Origin of the sequence: Nostoc sp. NMS4, from assembly GCF_017115095.1 — a bacterium.
GTDB lineage: Bacteria > Cyanobacteriota > Cyanobacteriia > Cyanobacteriales > Nostocaceae > Nostoc.
Genome location: NZ_JABXKI010000218.1, coordinates 1 through 16,661, shown reverse-complemented (window position 1 = coordinate 16,661; position 16,661 = coordinate 1). Strand labels below are relative to the sequence as shown.

Genomic DNA, 16,661 nt, shown 5'->3' with positions numbered 1-16,661 from the left:
AAGCTAGTAATTCGCAGGTAACGGCACATCTAGGCTTTAGACTATCTGCCAAAAATTACGATCCAACAATAGCTTACTAATGACTGGTCTAGCAAAAGTGCGATTCCCATACGCATATTATTAAGTATTATTAAATTCTTTATCGTCGATTACCCACGGATTGAATGAAGTGAAGCCGTGAGATTTTTAGTTCAACAATCCACCTGAAAACCTGCTTGTCTATCGCTGTATTTTTAGTAGTAAAATTAGCTACCCCCAAATCTCTTACTACTTAGACATGAGGGGATAATTGCAATTTCTAAAGATTAAACTTCTTGTTTCGTAACTATGCCTCTAGACTGAATTGTTCTACGTTCTGCTGTCAATGAGTAACACAAGGACTCATACTGATTTAAAGCTTGCTCAAAAGCATATTGCTCAACGGCATATTGGCGACTTTTGTAACCCAGAGTTTTGACTTTTTCGGGGTTTTGGTACAAATCTAAAATTGCGATCGCTAAAGCTTGGGGATCTTCTGGAGGAACGATAACTCCGCCGCCACTTTGCCTGATAGCTCTTGCTGCCGTACCATTGTCGGGAACAGAGGCAACTAAAGCCCCTCCACTAGCAAGTAGCACTTGAATTTTTGACGGCATATTAAAGGATACAACATTTTTCTTTTGTACCACTAAACCAACATCCGCAGCTGCTAACATCTGTGGTAAATCTTTGCGGGGTTGAAATGGCAGTAGCAAAACATTATCTGCGCCGGAGTCTAGACATTCCTGTTGCAATCGCTGTAAACCTTTTGCCTCTCCAACGATGACAAAAACAATATCTGGGATATGGCGCAACACAGAAGCAGCTTTGACGACGCTTTCTAAACCTTGAGTTAAGGCGATGTTGCCAGAATAAAGTACTACAAATTTGCCGTTTAGATTATGTGCTGCGCGGAAAGGGTTATCTTCTTTAGGCAAAGGGCGGATAAAATTTACATCAACCCAGTTGGGAATTTGCACAATTTTCTCAGCTTCTACGCCCTTAGATCGCAAATTCTCCACAAACCCATCGGCGATGACGCTAATTTTAGTGGCAGTGCGGTAGGCAAATTTTTCCAATAATGTAAATAACTGGATGAGTAATTTATTTTTCAGCAGACCAACGTGGACGGCTGCTTCTGGTAATATATCTTGTAGATTTAAAATTACCGGACAAGCACGTAACCATCCTAAAAGAGCAACTGGTACACAGCTTGGCAAGGATGGCGATGTTGAGAGGATCACATCGGGTCGCCAACCGATGAGGGCGGGTACAAAACTAGTGACGACGAAACTAGCATCTAGTAATACTCGATCTAATAGGTTGGGTTGTGGACGAATCCAAACGTAACTGCGTTGAATTTGAACGCCATTTTTGTATTCGTTGAGGTACCATTTGCCCCGATATTCCTGGTAAATTTGCCGCTCAGGGTAGTTGGGCATAGCAGTAACTACGCGCACTTCATGCCCACGTTTCACTAGTCCCTCTGCTAATTCAGTCATCAGAGGGGCAATACCAATTGGTTCTGGATAGTAGTTGTAGGAGTAAATTAAAATCCGCATAAAAATTTAGTCCGAAGTACTCCGGTTTTTTATTTAATGACAAATATTTGTCTGAAATATCATTTGGGCTTGGAAACCCCTATATTTAATTGTGACTCTAGACTCTTTTTCTGTCAGGTATTTTCCTTAAAGATTGAGTAAACTTTGAGATGTAATACTTAGATAAACTGGGAAAATTTTTTACTATTTAAGCAGTTTTCAATTGGTTATTTTTTGATTGGTACTTACGTAGAAACCCTAAGTATATTAGGTTTTGCCAACCATTAAGATCAAATTGGGATAGTTAGTATTAATTATCCCTAGAAGTTACGGAGATAAACCATTTTTCTCAAGTCTGAATATTAATAAAACTTTATGATCGTACTAGTTATGCAATGAGCGATCGCCCTTGTATTTTCTCTTTTTTTGCTGGCTCTGGTTTCTTAGATTTAGGTTTTGAAACCAGTGGTTTTGATATTGTTTATGTCAATGAAATCTTCGCCCCATTCATCGCCGCCTATCGCCATTCACGAGAAGTTCTGAAAATGCGATCGCCTGAATATGGATATCATCATGGTGAAGCAGCAGATGTCACAAATCTTATTGTTGGAAAAGAAGCACAACACCTTCAAGAATTAGTCAAAGACTGCCGCAAATCTCATAAGATAATTGCTTTTATCGGCGGGCCTCCCTGTCCTGATTTTTCTATTGCTGGAAAAAATAGAGGAAGTTTAGGAGATAATGGCAAGCTTTCCGCTTCTTACGTTGAATTAATTTGTCGCAATCTTCCAGATTTCTTTTTATTTGAGAACGTTAAGGGGTTATGGAGAACAACAAAACACCGTTTATTTTTTGAATCGCTCAAGCAACAATTACAAGAAGCTGGCTATATATTGACAGAGCGGTTAATTAATGCTATCGAATATGGTGTACCCCAGGATAGAGAAAGAATTATACTAATAGGTTTCAAAAATAATTTTCTTCAAGATATAGGAATAGAATTCGGTACTGAAAAGTTACTAACCAAGAGGTGTTTTCCTTGGAAAAATTATATTTTATATCCTCAAGAAAATGTTTTTGCTTACCCTTGGCGTAAGTGTGAACCATTCCAAGAAAATTCCATCATTTCTTGTCCTGATGACATACCTGAAGAATTAACAGTTGAATACTGGTTTAGAAAAAATCACGTTCTAAAGCATCCCAATGCTGAAAACTATTTTCAACCAAAGGCAGGGATTGCAAAAATTGCTGCTATAGATGAAGGAGATGATTCTAAAAAGTCTTTCAAGCGTCTGCATAGATGGCGTTACTCTCCGACAGCTTGCTATGGAAATAATGAAGTACATTTGCATCCTTACAAAGTCCGGCGGATTTCTGTAGCTGAAGCTTTAGCTATCCAATCTTTGCCGACAAATTTTGTACTTCCAGAAAATATGTCACTCACTAATATGTTTAAAACTATTGGTAATGGTGTTCCATATTTGGCATCGCAGTCATTAGCTAAAACTATTATTAACTTCTTAGGAAATAGTCTAAAAAGCACTGCTGATATTCCTGGTATTACTACTACTTAAAGTCAACTTAAATACTTGTAGTAATTGCAGGATATCTGTAAAGCCGATATTAAAGACAATTCAGCAGCTTGTTTTCAGAATAAACTCGTAATAAATGTGGTTTAATATATATATAAGAAATGTTTTAATTTTTTATAAAGTTTAATAATCAATCACTGGCAGAAGACACGATGGCAGCAGACTATCCAGACATTGATATTGCGCCATTTATCGATCACTCCCTGTTAATGCCGACAGCTACTCCAGAGCAGGTTGAGCAATGGTGTGAAGAAGCATATAGATTCAACTTTGCGGCGGTTTGTCTGTTCCCCGCTAATGTAAAGCAAGCAGTCGAACTCCTCCACGGTAAAAACCCGAAAGTTTGTACGGTGATAGGCTTTCCTTCTGGTGCAACGACTTCAGCAGTGAAACTGTATGAAGCTCAAGAAGCGGCGGATAGTGGGGCGACTGAGTTGGATGTAGTCATAAACTTGGGCTGGTTGAAAGCTGGCAAAACTGAAGAAGTCCACCGGGAGATTGCCGAAATTTGTGAAGAGACTGGGCAAACAGTCAAGGTAATTTTGGAAACTAACCTGTTGACAGATGCGGAGAAAAAAATCGCTGCTGAAATAGCTATGGAGGCAGGAGCGGCATTCTTAAAAACTAGTACTGGTTGGAATGGTGGTGCAACAGTGGCAGATGTACGACTTTTGAAGGAATTTGCCAAAGAAAGGGTGGGAATTAAAGCTTCAGGTGGTATCCACACTATCAATCAAGCCCTAGACTTAATCGTAGCGGGTGCTACTAGATTAGGCACATCTCGCGGTATGGATTTGCTCCGTCAGCGCGATAACCTGGGAAAGGTTGAATAGTCATTTGTCCTTTGTCATTTGTCCGAAGCTAATGACCAATGACTAAATTACTAATGACTAATAACTACTAATAACTAATGAGTAGAACCTACAAAGCAACTGGTATTAATCTTAAAACCCAGGCGCTGGGAGAATCGGATAAAATAGTGACGATTTTGACACGGGAATTCGGTCTGATTCGAGCAGTGGCTCCAGGGGCACGTAAGCACAACTCCAGCCTGGGCGGTAGGAGTGGAATGTTTGTTGTGAATGAACTATTGATTGCCAAAGGGCGATCGCTTGATAAAATTACTCAAGCACAGACGTTAAAAACTTATCCTGGTTTAGCTAAAAACTTGGGAAAACTGGCTGCCAGTCAATATTTAGCAGAAATAGTTCTGTGTGAAGCTTTGAGCGAACAACCCCAAGAAGAACTTTATGAGTTGTTCAATGAACATCTCCATCGGTTAGAGGTGGCCTCTAGTGGAAATCCATCTGATGTTTTGGCTCATCTGGCTCATGGAGTGTTTCACCTTTTAGCCTTAGCAGGACTCACGCCGCAAGTGCAAATCTGTTGCCTATCTCAACGCCCCATCAAGCCAGACTTTACAGACCCCAAGTGGCAGGTAGGATTTAGTATCCCTGCGGGTGGAATAGTTTGCTTAGAAGCTAGGGAACGTTTGCGAAGAGAGGAGCAGAGGGAAATGAGGGAAATGGGGAAGCAAGGGATCAGGGAGCAGGGAGCAAGGGAGAAGAGTTTTCCCCTCCGCCCCCCGCACCCCGCCCCTGTGCCTCTTTTCAATGCCCCTTTCCCACTTGCCCTGAGCGAAGCCGTTCGCGTAGCGTCTCGTAGAGAAGGGATGCCCAATACCCAAACAGTTGTTGTGCATCGGCAAGAAATACCTGTGATTTCTAGTCGTCTGGGTGCTATGGAACTGGCTTTGCTTCAACATCTGTCACAACCAGAGATAATGCAAATTGATGGTGCTAGAGATTATGACTGGTTATCTGTTGAGCAGATTTTGCGCCAGTATGCTCAGTATCAATTAGGTCGCCCTATTCGCTCTGCTACCTTGATCGACTCTTATTTTGCTGCCAACCATGATGCAACCGTCTGATTTGGATAAAAAAATCCTGCCTTTGTCACCAAGCCTCGCCAAAAGACAAAATAGGGTATCAGAACCTACAGTCAGGAATCACTTGAGTACAGTTTCCAAGTGTACACCTAGTCAAATAAATGGCCAAGAAATGTCCCCAAAAGACGTTTCTAAAAACGATCAAAGTTGGACAGCAGAAATCCCAAAAACTGATGTTCCAAGCCAATCAGAAATACAATCTGAAGATAAATTAACCACTGCTGAAGTAGATAGCAACGGCTCTCGCAATGGGCATAATTTGCCAGTAGCCGCGATCGCCGAAAAAGAACCACCGAAATTAGATGAGTCTGGTTCAGGCGGAAAAGCTGTTTCAGGTAATGTACCACAGCAGGGGTTTTTGCCTGTATTAAAAAACCCTAATTTTCTGGCTCTTTGGGGTGGTCAAGTTTTCTCCCAACTGGCAGATAAAGTTTATTTAGTGTTGATGATTGCCTTAATTAATACTCAGTTTAAAGCAAGCAATCAGAGTATTAGTGGTTGGGTATCAGTCTTGATGATGGCTTTTACTATTCCAGCCGTATTGTTTGGTTCCGTTGCTGGCGTGTTTGTCGATCGCTGGTCGAAAAAGGCTGTGCTGGTGGCAACAAATATTTGGCGCGGCATCCTGGTTTTGTCAATTCCTTTTCTGCTGTGGTTGACTCATGGCTGGAAACCCATAGGAGTGCTGCCAGTGGGTTTTATAATCATCCTGGGTGTGACTTTTTTAGTTTCCACACTGACGCAGTTTTTTGCCCCGGCAGAACAGGCGGCAATTCCCTTAATCGTAGAAGAACAAGATTTACTCTCGGCAAATTCGCTTTATACAACAACGATGATGGCATCGGTGATTGTTGGGTTTGCTGTCGGGGAACCGTTGTTAGCGATCGCTGATGGACTTTGGCTGCAAATTGGTGGTAGTGGTAATTTTGGCAAAGAACTTTTAGTAGGTGGGAGTTATGCGATCGCGGGACTAATTTTGTTCCTCCTAGCAACTAAGGAAAAACACCACCACCCCGATACAGAATTTCCTCACGTATTCTCTGATTTGCGGGACGGTTTTGCCTACCTCAATGGAAATCATCGCGTCCGCAATGCTTTGCTTCAGCTGATTATCTTGTTTTCTGTCTTTGCCGCATTAACTGTTCTAGCCGTGCGGATGGCAGAAATAATTCCCAACATGAAAGCCTCCCAGTTTGGCTTTTTACTAGCAGCCGGTGGTGTTGGCATCGCTGCTGGAGCAACAATTCTCGGTCAATTTGGTCAACGCTTCTCCTATACCCAGCTAAGTCTGTACGGTTCTATAGGTATGACAGCATCCCTGATTGGTCTGTCAGTATTTACAACCCAACTATGGCTAGTCTTGTTACTGGTGGCGCTATTAGGTATCTTTGGGGCACTAGTGGGAATTCCGATGCAAACCGCAATCCAAACAGAAACACCTCCAGAAATGCGTGGTAAAGTTTTTGGCTTGCAGAACAATGTAATTAATATTGCTCTCTCCTTACCATTGGCATTAGCTGGCGTTGCAGAAACCTTTCTGGGATTACAAGTAGTTTTTTTGGGATTAGCTGCGATCGTCTTTTCAGGAGGTATATTAACCTGGTATAACTCACACAAGTAGTTATCAGCTAACAGTTGTTATTATTCATTACCTTGAGGTAATTAATATTTACTTAAAGCTTTTGCGTTCATGGTAAACTGTGGTCAGTGAAAATTTATCACATACTTGCCGGATATGAATCTGACATTAGTCAGAATAAGTTGTTTAAATATCAGAAATTAACAACTTATAACTAAAATAAATAAAGCCATAAATCCACTGGTTTAAGTAGCTGACAATAAGCTTTTTAAACTAGTAGAAAGTTGTGGAAATTTTTAATAAATAAAAAAACCAGCAAGTATAGCTAGATAAAAGAAAAATCACAAAGGATACAAGTAATAGATTAAACCCGCTTTTCTTACAGCTAAATAAAGAATGCGTATAGCCTGGATTGGAAAAAAATCACCCTTTTGCGGCAACGTCACCTACAGTCGAGAAATTACAAATGCCTTGCTAGATAGGGGACATCAAGTTAGCTTTCTTCACTTCGCCCAGGAAGAGTCTGAACCTGACAATTGGCCAAATCTTCGAGAGGTTTCCCTACCTTTCATTTACAAGTCCCAGGTTTACACGATTCCCACTTTTAAAGCCACCAAAGTTTTAACCGATTCACTGCGGGAAATCAAACCAGATGTAGTCCATGCTTCCTTGACGTTATCTCCTCTAGACTTTTTTCTACCGGAAATCTGTGAGGAATTGAGGTTGCCCCTAGTTGCCACTTTTCACACACCGTTTGCTGGCAAGGGGGCAAAGCTGGTATCGGGAACACAACTTTTGGCTTATCAACTCTACGCGCCTTTTTTAGTTAACTACGATCGCGTGATTGTATTTTCCCAAATTCAGCGAGAATTATTGGCAGGGATGGGCGTAAGGGAAGAAAATATTGCCGTGATTCCCAACGGTGTTGATACCGCGAAGTATTCTCCAGGAATTTCTAAAATTAAAGCAGAATTTAAAGCCGATCGCTTGTTTGTCTATCAGGGTAGAATCGCCCCAGAGAAAAATGTCGAAGCCCTCCTCCGCGCTTGGAAGCAGTCGGCAATGGAGCCTGGTACTAAGTTACTAATTGTTGGCGATGGTCCCTTGAAATCTTCCTTAGAGCCGTTTTTTGGTTCAGAATATGGCATTACCTGGTTGGGATTTGTCGCTGATGAAGATCGACGCATCGAAATTTTGCGCGGCGCAGATGTATTTGTTTTGCCTTCATTGGTAGAGGGTTTGTCCCTATCTCTGTTAGAAGGAATGTCGTGTGGGTTGGCTTGTTTAGCAACAGATGTGGGTGCTGATGGAGAAGTATTAGAAAAGGGCGCAGGTGTAGTTATTAGTACCAAAACAGCGCGATCGCAATTGAGAACTCTCTTGCCTGTGTTGCAAGACCATCCAGAGTTAACAACCCTACTGGGGCAAAAAGCTAGACAGCGTGTATTAGACCGCTATACCCTTAGTAAAAATATTACTCTACTGGAAGAACTTTATAAAGGAGTTTTAGCACAGCGACCTCTACCACTAAGTCGTCGTAGAGCATAGGTAAAGGGAATAAGTGCGATCGCACTCTAAATTCTCAGATGGCAATGAGTGCGATCGGGCAACAATATTAGATTAGGCAGCATTGGCTAACTTATAGCTGCTGTGTATGTTTTTTCTGGGCAATTATCGGCAAAAATTAACAAATTAGTTAACATAAAATAATAAATATACAGTAAATTAAAGCTACAAAATCAAAAAATGACTGCAATCATCGACATAAAAACATTATATGAATCCAATTACCTGCAATGGTTAGAGGAGACTATTAAATGTCTGAAAAATCGACAATTAGCAGAGGTTGACTATGAAAACTTAATAGAAGAATTGGAAGATTTGGCTAAAAATGAAAAAAGGCGAGTCAGAAGTTTGTTGGAACAAATTATTAGACATTTATTACTTTATCAATATTGGGATTTAGAAAAGCCAAGAAATGCTAATCATTGGGCAGCAGAAATTATTAGTTTTCGTAATCAACTAAATGAAGATTTAAATGCCAATTTACGCAATCATTTAGAAGAGAATTTCAACATAATTTATAGCAATGCTTTAGATTATGTTAAAGCTAAAACAAATTTAACCAATTTACCTGAATTATGTCCTTATACCTTAGAGCAAATTTTGGATAAAAATTGGTTGCCTTAATCTTAAATTTAATTCTTTTGTCAACTTAGAGCCAGGGCGAATGGAATTCGCGGCTACACAAACAAAGCCCACCTCCGTGGGCTAAGATAAAATTAAGTTTTTTTAACCCACGGAGGTGGGTTTTGCCTGTGTAGACGCGGTTTCTAACCGCCCTTTTATCCTTAAGTTGACTGTGCCCCTACCGTATATTGCTGCTATAAAGACCATCCCAAAGTAGTTGGCTGTTCATAAACCCGCTTTAGAGTATTTACATCTCTGGAAGAAATAGGCGACGGGTTACGAACTTGAGAAAAATATAGGGCATCAGTTTGTAGCGGACTATGACCCCAAATTCCCAAAGCGTGTCCGAATTCGTGGCGGGTAGCTGCAATGAGATATTCACCTGTTTGACTGGGACTTAACAAGATGGTGAAGCGGTGGGATAAAACTTTGTTGCTGGTGTATAACTCGTAAGTAGTTTGTGCCGATCGCGCACGAGGTATATTACTACCAGGCGAAATTTGTAGAGGTGGCGCTTTTCGGGCGATCGTAATATCAGCAATTTCTGGTTGTTCAACTATAGTTAAAGGTAAATAATTACTCCACTCCTGTACACCCTGTAATACAGCGTTAACCCATGCTTGAGCTTGTTTTTCGCTGATGGCTTTTGGTGGTTCTACGTAAACTCGAATGGGAAATTGCGACCAGACTAAATAACCTACTGGGGTTGTTCTGACTTGGGAAAAGTAGTCACCACTGTTAGTGTTATCTTGCCATTGTGCGAGTGTGGGCGGTAAGGGATGGGGTTTTAGTGGAGATGATGGAGGCAGAGAGATTATTAAATCTGAATATGCATATTTTGGTATTATTGTAAACCCATTACTCGACTGGATATTAATAAAAATGATTAACAGCCCTGTGCCAAAAAATAAGGCAAGAGCTGTAATTAACCGTCGTGAAATTGAATTTATTAGGGCGTTAAGTATCGGGTGTTGGGTTATTTTGCCCATTTACCTATCCTTATTTAGGCAGCCAACCAGCACTTAAAACTACTGTCAAACCGAGAAAAACTACTGTCAATGCCCAAGTAATTCGGTTTAAGGTGTTTTCTGCGCTTTTGGTGCTGCTAAATAGCTGGGCTTGTCCGCCAATAGCGCCAACGCCATCACCTTTAGGGCTATGGAGTAAAACTAAAATAATCAAACCAGTGGCGGAAAATGCCCAAATGCCTTGCACGATATTACTAACTGTCATGGTAGGAATCTCATTTATAAAAAGTTTCAAAAAACAGAATTCAGGAGTCAGAAGTTCACTAAAAACTCCTAACTCCTAACTCAGCACTCACCACTCACCACTCAGAACTCTTTACAGTCCTACTTGTACGGGGGTGCGAGTGCGTTGCAGTTCATATTCTGCTGTTTTTAGCAGCGATCGCCCGGTCATTTCTGGTGGCTGAGACAGCTGTAAAATCTCTAGAATCGTCGGGGCGATGTCGGATAGCTTACCATCGTTTCGCAGTTCGACATTTGTGCCATATCCAGGGATTTTAACTTTCTCTCCTTCCACCAAGATGAAGGGGACTGGGTTAGTAGTATGAGCCGTCCAGGGATTACCCCCTTCATCTAGCATATACTCAGCGTTGCCGTGATCGGCAGTAATAATTGTTGTACCACCGACTTTGATAACGCTCTCTAATAAGCGTCCCAAACAGCGATCGACTGTTTCAATTGCTGTAATGGTAGCGTCGATTTGTCCAGTATGCCCTACCATGTCTGGGTTAGCATAGTTAATCACAACTAGAGAATACGTACCCTTTTGAATCGCGGCGATCGCAACATCTGTAACTGCTACTGCTGACATCGCTGGGGCTTGATCGTAAGTGGCTACCATCGGGCTACTTACTAGTTCCCGATCTTCTCCAACAAAAGGTTCCTCCAGACCCCCATTAAAGAAATAGGTGACGTGGGCGTATTTTTCGGTTTCGGCGGTGCGGAATTGATTCAGACCATGATTGGCTATGACTTCTCCCAGAATGTTACTGAGGTTCTGAGGCTCAAAGGCTACAGCCACAGGCAAGTCTGAATCATACTGCGTAAAGGTGACAAAAGATAGCGGTGTGATTTGCTGTCTTTCAAAACCGTTAAATTTGGGACTAACCAAAGCTTGAGTTAATTGTCTGGAGCGATCGGGGCGGAAGTTGAAAAATATCACCCCATCTCCTGGTTCTATTGCGCCTGGAGCAATTCTGATGGGGTTGACAAATTCATCTTTTACCCCTTCGGCGTAAGATGCTTGTAAGATTTCTACAGCCGTGCGATTATCACCCACACCATCTTGGGTCATCACATCGTAGGCGCGTTTGACTCGATCCCAACGGTGATCGCGATCCATTGCGTAGTAGCGACCACTGAGGGTGACTATACGCCCAATTCCGGCGCGGTCTATATAATTTTGCAGCAGCGTCATCGCTTTTACACCGTCAGTTGGGGCGGTGTCACGACCATCAGTGATAGCGTGGATACAAACTTCTGGAATTCGTTCTTTCTTGGCTAAGTCAAGTAGTCCGAATAGATGGGTGATATGAGAATGTACCCCTCCCTCAGAACAAAGCCCGACTAGATGCAGCTTGCTATTCCGAGAACGAACTTCCTGGCAAATTTTGACAAGTGCTGGGTTGGAGGCAATAGAACCGTCTTCGACCGCATCAGAGATGCGTACCAGTTCTTGCGGTACAACTCGCCCAGCACCAATGTTCAAATGACCAACTTCCGAGTTGCCCATTTGACCTTCTGGCAACCCTACGGCTTTTCCTGATGTGTGGATGAGGGTATGCGGGTAAGCGGCCCATAAACTGTCCACGATGGGAGTTTTCGCAGCAGTAATGGCGTTTCCTCGCGTTTCCTCGCAGTAGCCCCATCCGTCTAAAATGACTAGCACCACAGGAGCAACAGGTGCTTTGGTCATAGTAAAATTGCCCTTTACTGTTTGTAATACCCGAATGATACCACTGCTAATCCACGCCGCAAGTGAATTTTTGCTTATTAACTTCTTTTATGAAGGACTTGCAGCTTTTTGAAAGATTTTTTAAATTTTAGTAATTTTTCTGTGATGTTTTAGAAAGCTAATAAGGAGTGATTACTTAGTAGTAGTATTTTTGCGCTACTACTAAGCCATTTTCTAGTTTATCATTTTCTTTTTGTAGAAGCTTTAGCAGCTTTTTTCGCCGCTTTTTCGGCTTCTATTGCAGCTAATTTTGCCTGTTCTTTTTCTTCGGAAATTTTCTGGAGATAGTAATGATAATCTCCTAAATAAACGCGGAATTCACCGTCACGAATTTCGACGATTTTGTTGGCTACTTGAGAAATAAAATAGCGATCGTGTGAAACTACAATTGCCGTACCATCATAATTTTTGAGCGCTTCTTCCAGCATTTCTTTCGCTGGAATATCTAGGTGGTTTGTCGGCTCATCTAAAATTAGTAAGTTCGCGGGACGTAAGAGCATTTTTGCCAACGCCAGACGAGCTTTTTCTCCTCCACTTAATGCCCCAACTGCCTTAAATACAGTATCACCTGTGAATAAAAAGCGTCCCAAAAGTGTGCGGACTTCTTGATTATCCCAGTCGGGAACTTCATCATGAATAGTTTCCATGACAGTTTTCTTCAAGTCCAAGGCTTCAGCTTGATTTTGCTCGAAGTAACCGGGAATAACGTTATGATCGCCTAATTGAACACTACCTTCTGTGGGTGGTTCCATCCCCATAATTACGCGCAGAAGGGTAGATTTTCCAGCACCGTTAGGGCCAAGAAATGCGATGCGATCGCCTCTTTCAATCAGGAGATTTGCCGATAAAAACAGGATTTTCTCACCATAAAGATGAGTTAAATCTTTAATTTCTACTACCTCGCGTCCACTGCGGGGTGCGGGGGGAAAACGGAAGTGTAGAGTTCTTACCCCAGCAATGGGTGCTTCAATGCGTTCAATTTTGTCTAGTTGCTTTTCCCGGCTTTTTGCCTGGGTACTGCGGGTAGCACTGGCGCGAAATCTATCAACAAAGGTTTGCTGTTTTTCTAATTCTTTCTGCTGGCGTTCGTAAGCACTCAGTTGCGCTGATTGACTTTCGGCTTTTTGTTCCAAATATGCCGAGTAGTTACCAAGATAGCTAGCGGAAACGCCACGTTCGGTTTCCACAATTTGGTTGCAGAGGCGGTCAAGGAATTCCCGGTCATGGGAGACTATTACCATCGGCGTAACCAGTCCTCTGAGGTAATTTTCCAACCACTCAATGGTTTCTAAATCTAGGTGGTTAGTCGGTTCATCCAGCAGCAACAAATCGGGTTTTTGCAGGAGAATTTTACCTAAACTCATTCGCATTTGCCAACCACCACTGAAGGCGCTGACGAGGCGATCGCCATCTTCTAGCCCAAACCCCATTTCTGGTAAGATTTTCCCAATGCGTGCATCTAAGTTGTAGCCATCTAAGGCTTCAAATTTGCGCTGCAAGCGATCCAACTTGTCGATCAGTCGATCCAGTTCATCTGGGTTAGCCGTTTCCATCTCTTGTGGGATGTGCGCTAGAGATAACTGGACTTCGTTGGCTTCTTTAAAGACAGTCCAAAATTCTTCTCTGACGGTGCGGGTGGGGTCTACTTCAAACTCTTGATTTAGGTAGGCTATATGTAAGCTATTAGGACGGATAATTTCGCCAGCAGTGGGTTCAATTTCCCCAGAGATGATTTTGAGTTGGGTTGATTTTCCAGCACCATTGACACCGACTAAGCCAATGCGATCGCCTGGTTTAACTTCCCAGTTGATATCTTTGAGAACTTCGCCTGTGGGATAAATTTTACTTATATGTTCTAGTCGCAGCATTAAGTTTCTCTCAGGTAGGGAGTGGGTGGTTGAGGACGAAGTACTAACACCGCCTCTAATATTAACAAAAATTAACTATAAATTCGTCGTGAGAAAGGTTGGAAGCCGCAAACCAAATTTGGCTTGAGCCACGGATAAAATCTACCACATCTATCTCAAGGCTGACTTTGTGCTACTTGTCTAACTTCTTCGACACTGAAATCAAATGCCTCAGCCACTTGTTCCACTGTCACCCCAAATTTCAATAAGGTGGGTATTAATTTTAATTTGGCTATACGCTCCCCTATTTGGATGCCATCATGATAGAGTTTCGCGTTTTGAACTTGGTTTATAGTTAAACCTAATCCCTCCGCAACTTGCTCAATAGTTAACGCTAAATCTAATAGACAAGGTACTGATTGCCGTAAACCTTCCAAACGCCCTTCTTCAAATGCTTCTTGATAAACTTTTGTATCTTTGAAACTTCTAGTTCCTATGTTGTAGTCCACCAATTCCTCTACTCCTTGATCAGAAGAATCCTACTGCGCGGCTTGTCTGACTTCTTCGACACTCAAATCTAGCGCCTGTGCTATTTGTTCTACAGTCAACCCGGCTGCCAACATTGCTGGTACTGCTTTGAGTTTACCTTCTTCAACGCCTTGAACCCTACCTTCTTCAACACCTTCCTGAAAGGCTTCCTGATAAAATCTGGTTTGCTTTAACTCGCTTAAGCCAAACATTTGCTCCATCTCCTCCCTAGTCATTGTGGGAAACTTGTAAGCCAAAATAGTCTCTATAAATTGTAATAATTGCTGCTGTTTTGGTGGTGAGCTTATCTCTGACTTGGTTCTGTCTATCAACTCCCTTGCTTGTGCGATCGCTATATCGTCGGTTGCAATTACTAATTTAGCAGTTGCAATGCCAATTGGAAGCGATGTAGCTTCACCTAATTCATCCAAATAAATGCGCCTGACGCGCCCACTTGTGAAAAACTCACGGTAATGTTTGATATTGCCTGTATCTACATTCCTGTTTGGGTATAAAACCACAGCACCCCAGTCATTTAATGGTTGATTCTGACGCAGGTATAAACATATTTCTGCAATTAGCCGTGAATAAATTTCCCCATCAGCTTGAAATTGCACTTCAACAAAGTAAATCGGGTTCTCGCTTCCTTGCGTCGGTAGAAACACACCATCGATTCTAAAGGCTGTTTGTTTGATTTCAACTGATGAAAATTGATAAAGACTAGCTGATTCTGGAGGATTACCAATAAGTTCAAAGAAGATATCAGGAAATTCTTGAAACAGCCGATAAAAGATGATGTCTGTTTTCACAAATTTATATCATTTGAAAATTTTGATTTGCCGTTTATATATTACTTGATTCTTCACAACCATCTCGAACTTTCAGCAATTGCTCTTTTGCCATCCCTAATATACGTGATAGTGGTGCTAACAAACTATCATCAAAGGCTTCTCCAGCATAAATATTATTCAGTTCAGTCGGAGATAATTTAAAGGTATCGCAGAATTTAGCAAACTCCTGATTACTCAAGTCAAGCTCTTTTTGCCTATCTTGAAGTAAAACTGCGATCGCTCTAGTTCCATGCTTGGGGCGCTCACTAGTTTTTACATATTTTTCCATTAAATAATTGACTTTTCTGGTATCACCGCCGATTTTTTTAATTAAATCAGTACAAGCCATTTTCAGCGCTTTTTTTAAAACTTCTTCTTCATTTAAAGTTTTAATAATTTCATTAGCATATTCTGGTTTAAAAAATCCCACCAAATTCCCTTGATGATAAACTGGTATATAAGGATTATTCGTTTCAAGTTGCCAATCTAAAGGCTCATTGCGTAGCGACATAGCTGCACCCCTAAATATTTTAAGATTGCACCATTTTAAAACCATTTATTCCTTAACTGCCAGTAAAATACCCTAGCACTGGCGATTAGAAATCGCAGCTATACAGACAAAACCCACCTCCGTGGGTTTCAATTTGCTGGAGTTTACGCAGACGGACTTAGTTTGTGTAGCCATTACGTATTTCTACCAGAACTTTAACTCAGCCAAAATTAGCGATCGAGAGGTGAATCAATGCGATTTTACTACTCACACACCTAGTTTTGTGATTCGTATTCTTCAAAAATTATTACAGCAGCTTCTAGGTATCGATCTAATAGACGACGAGCGGATATATCAGGTAATACTAATTCGACTGCCCTAGTGGTTTCCATTACTCCACCACGATCTTCTCCATCTTTAAAAGCTGCGATAGAACCCCATAGTCGAGCTATTGCAGTTTGAATTTCTTCCCTTTCAGGCAAATACCATATTTCTCGACTAATTTCATTACACTGTAAAGGAGTTAAAAAATTTGGCTCTGACAAAGCTTGCTGAATATATTTATTAAGCTGGAAGAGTTTGTCCGATTCAATCTCGGATGAATATATTTGTATGCACTCTATTGCCCATTGGATTGCCAAACTATAGTGATACTTTTGTAATTTCAGTGCAATTGGATAAGCCCAAAGTATTTTTTTTTGCGCTATGGTTTGTTTTACATTTTCTATTAATTGTTTCATAGATGTAACTATATCTAACTAACTTGGAGTAAAACTTATAAGTATATAATTTTTTTCACCTCGTTCTACTTAAGGTATCTCCAAATAACAAATGAGCGTCATAAAAGTGGTAGTAATTATCCTTCCCAGTCTTGACGAGTATCGCACAGAAAATTGTCTGCGATCGCATCATCAAATAAATACGGGCAATGCTCTGGAAAAGTTCGTAATGGTAAGTTAGTTTCTCGTAGCGCTAAATCCACTCCCGCTTCAAAGCCATCTAATAAAGCTTCTTCTATTCGAGACTTTAAGCTGGGGTTCTGTCGCAAATGTCTGTGGATGGCGCGACGCTGTTCTCGAATTGTTAAAAACCAACTGCGAGAGCGTTGTTCGGGTT

Annotated in this window: 16 protein-coding genes; 6 read left to right on the top strand and 10 right to left on the bottom strand. The window is 41.4% G+C overall.

Going from position 1 to position 16,661, the window contains the following annotated elements; all coding sequences use genetic code 11:
- Window positions 1–305: 305 nt before the first annotated feature.
- Window positions 306–1,580 (bottom strand): glycosyltransferase family 4 protein, encoded by a 1,275-nt coding sequence (locus HWQ37_RS18745; RefSeq protein WP_292749556.1) that lies wholly within the window; start codon window positions 1,578–1,580, stop codon window positions 306–308.
- 374 nt (window positions 1,581–1,954) lie between these two features.
- On the opposite strand from HWQ37_RS18745, the gene HWQ37_RS18740 reads away from it, so the two are divergent.
- From HWQ37_RS18740 to HWQ37_RS18715, 6 genes are all read left to right on the top strand, one after another.
- Window positions 1,955–3,133: a DNA cytosine methyltransferase gene (locus HWQ37_RS18740; protein ID WP_292749554.1), complete on the top strand. Its 1,179-nt coding sequence runs from the start codon at window positions 1,955–1,957 to the stop codon at window positions 3,131–3,133.
- A gap of 170 nt (window positions 3,134–3,303) precedes the next feature.
- Window positions 3,304–3,984: a deoxyribose-phosphate aldolase gene (deoC, locus tag HWQ37_RS18735; RefSeq protein ID WP_292749552.1), complete on the top strand. Its 681-nt coding sequence runs from the start codon at window positions 3,304–3,306 to the stop codon at window positions 3,982–3,984.
- Between the two features lie 77 nt (window positions 3,985–4,061).
- Entirely contained in the window at window positions 4,062–5,081 is a 1,020-nt protein-coding gene (gene recO / locus HWQ37_RS18730; protein ID WP_292749550.1) for a DNA repair protein RecO, read from the top strand.
- Window positions 5,068–6,720 carry an MFS transporter gene (locus HWQ37_RS18725; protein WP_292749591.1) on the top strand — a complete coding sequence of 551 codons (1,653 nt, stop codon included), beginning with the start codon at window positions 5,068–5,070 and terminating at the stop codon, window positions 6,718–6,720. The genes recO and HWQ37_RS18725 overlap by 14 nt, the downstream gene beginning before the upstream one ends.
- A 354-nt stretch (window positions 6,721–7,074) precedes the next feature.
- Window positions 7,075–8,226 (top strand): glycosyltransferase family 4 protein, encoded by a 1,152-nt coding sequence (locus HWQ37_RS18720; protein WP_292749548.1) that lies wholly within the window; start codon window positions 7,075–7,077, stop codon window positions 8,224–8,226.
- A 198-nt stretch (window positions 8,227–8,424) separates the two neighbouring features.
- The gene (locus HWQ37_RS18715) at window positions 8,425–8,868 is read left to right on the top strand and encodes a DUF29 domain-containing protein (RefSeq protein ID WP_292749546.1); all 444 of its coding nucleotides are present in this window, start codon (window positions 8,425–8,427) and stop codon (window positions 8,866–8,868) included.
- Between the two features lie 194 nt (window positions 8,869–9,062).
- On the opposite strand, the gene HWQ37_RS18710 is transcribed toward HWQ37_RS18715, so the two are convergent.
- The 9 genes from HWQ37_RS18710 to HWQ37_RS18670 form a co-directional block, all read right to left on the bottom strand.
- Entirely contained in the window at window positions 9,063–9,857 is a 795-nt protein-coding gene (locus HWQ37_RS18710) for a peptidase (protein WP_292749544.1), read from the bottom strand.
- 10 nt (window positions 9,858–9,867) lie between these two features.
- Window positions 9,868–10,101, bottom strand: coding sequence for a preprotein translocase subunit SecG (secG, locus tag HWQ37_RS18705; protein ID WP_099101249.1), 234 nt, complete (start codon window positions 10,099–10,101; stop codon window positions 9,868–9,870).
- A 111-nt stretch (window positions 10,102–10,212) separates the two neighbouring features.
- Window positions 10,213–11,811: a 2,3-bisphosphoglycerate-independent phosphoglycerate mutase gene (gene gpmI / locus HWQ37_RS18700; RefSeq protein WP_292749542.1), complete on the bottom strand. Its 1,599-nt coding sequence runs from the start codon at window positions 11,809–11,811 to the stop codon at window positions 10,213–10,215.
- Window positions 11,812–12,032: 221 nt separating this feature from the next.
- Window positions 12,033–13,718, bottom strand: a complete 1,686-nt coding sequence (locus tag HWQ37_RS18695) for an ABC-F family ATP-binding cassette domain-containing protein (RefSeq protein ID WP_292749540.1) — start codon at window positions 13,716–13,718, stop codon at window positions 12,033–12,035.
- 155 nt (window positions 13,719–13,873) lie between these two features.
- Window positions 13,874–14,206 carry a hypothetical protein gene (locus HWQ37_RS18690; RefSeq protein ID WP_292749538.1) on the bottom strand — a complete coding sequence of 111 codons (333 nt, stop codon included), beginning with the start codon at window positions 14,204–14,206 and terminating at the stop codon, window positions 13,874–13,876.
- Window positions 14,207–14,236: 30 nt separating this feature from the next.
- Entirely contained in the window at window positions 14,237–15,034 is a 798-nt protein-coding gene (locus HWQ37_RS18685; protein ID WP_292749536.1) for an Rpn family recombination-promoting nuclease/putative transposase, read from the bottom strand.
- Between the two features lie 34 nt (window positions 15,035–15,068).
- A complete protein-coding gene (locus tag HWQ37_RS18680; protein WP_292749534.1) occupies window positions 15,069–15,566 on the bottom strand; it encodes a hypothetical protein in 498 nt (165 codons plus the stop codon).
- Between the two features lie 254 nt (window positions 15,567–15,820).
- On the bottom strand, window positions 15,821–16,285 hold the full coding sequence (locus HWQ37_RS18675) for a hypothetical protein (RefSeq protein ID WP_292749532.1): 465 nt from the start codon (window positions 16,283–16,285) through the stop codon (window positions 15,821–15,823).
- A 116-nt stretch (window positions 16,286–16,401) separates the two neighbouring features.
- On the bottom strand, window positions 16,402–16,661 hold a 260-nt coding region (locus HWQ37_RS18670), incomplete at its 5' end, for a DUF29 domain-containing protein (RefSeq protein WP_292749530.1).

Excerpts from the sequence above, each read along its gene's own strand:
- HWQ37_RS18720 (WP_292749548.1), top strand. The coding sequence starts at position 7,075 with ATGCGTATAGCCTGGATTGGAAAAAAATCACCCTTTTGCGGCAACGTC.
- HWQ37_RS18740 (WP_292749554.1), top strand. The coding sequence starts at position 1,955 with ATGAGCGATCGCCCTTGTATTTTCTCTTTTTTTGCTGGCTCTGGTTTC.
- HWQ37_RS18745 (WP_292749556.1), bottom strand. The coding sequence starts at position 1,580 with ATGCGGATTTTAATTTACTCCTACAACTACTATCCAGAACCAATTGGT.
- HWQ37_RS18710 (WP_292749544.1), bottom strand. The coding sequence starts at position 9,857 with ATGGGCAAAATAACCCAACACCCGATACTTAACGCCCTAATAAATTCA.
- HWQ37_RS18675 (WP_292749532.1), bottom strand. The coding sequence starts at position 16,285 with ATGAAACAATTAATAGAAAATGTAAAACAAACCATAGCGCAAAAAAAA.
- deoC (WP_292749552.1), top strand. The coding sequence starts at position 3,304 with ATGGCAGCAGACTATCCAGACATTGATATTGCGCCATTTATCGATCAC.
- secG (WP_099101249.1), bottom strand. The coding sequence starts at position 10,101 with ATGACAGTTAGTAATATCGTGCAAGGCATTTGGGCATTTTCCGCCACT.
- recO (WP_292749550.1), top strand. The coding sequence starts at position 4,062 with ATGAGTAGAACCTACAAAGCAACTGGTATTAATCTTAAAACCCAGGCG.
- HWQ37_RS18680 (WP_292749534.1), bottom strand. The coding sequence starts at position 15,566 with ATGTCGCTACGCAATGAGCCTTTAGATTGGCAACTTGAAACGAATAAT.
- HWQ37_RS18725 (WP_292749591.1), top strand. The coding sequence starts at position 5,068 with ATGCAACCGTCTGATTTGGATAAAAAAATCCTGCCTTTGTCACCAAGC.
- gpmI (WP_292749542.1), bottom strand. The coding sequence starts at position 11,811 with ATGACCAAAGCACCTGTTGCTCCTGTGGTGCTAGTCATTTTAGACGGA.
- HWQ37_RS18715 (WP_292749546.1), top strand. The coding sequence starts at position 8,425 with ATGACTGCAATCATCGACATAAAAACATTATATGAATCCAATTACCTG.
- HWQ37_RS18695 (WP_292749540.1), bottom strand. The coding sequence starts at position 13,718 with ATGCTGCGACTAGAACATATAAGTAAAATTTATCCCACAGGCGAAGTT.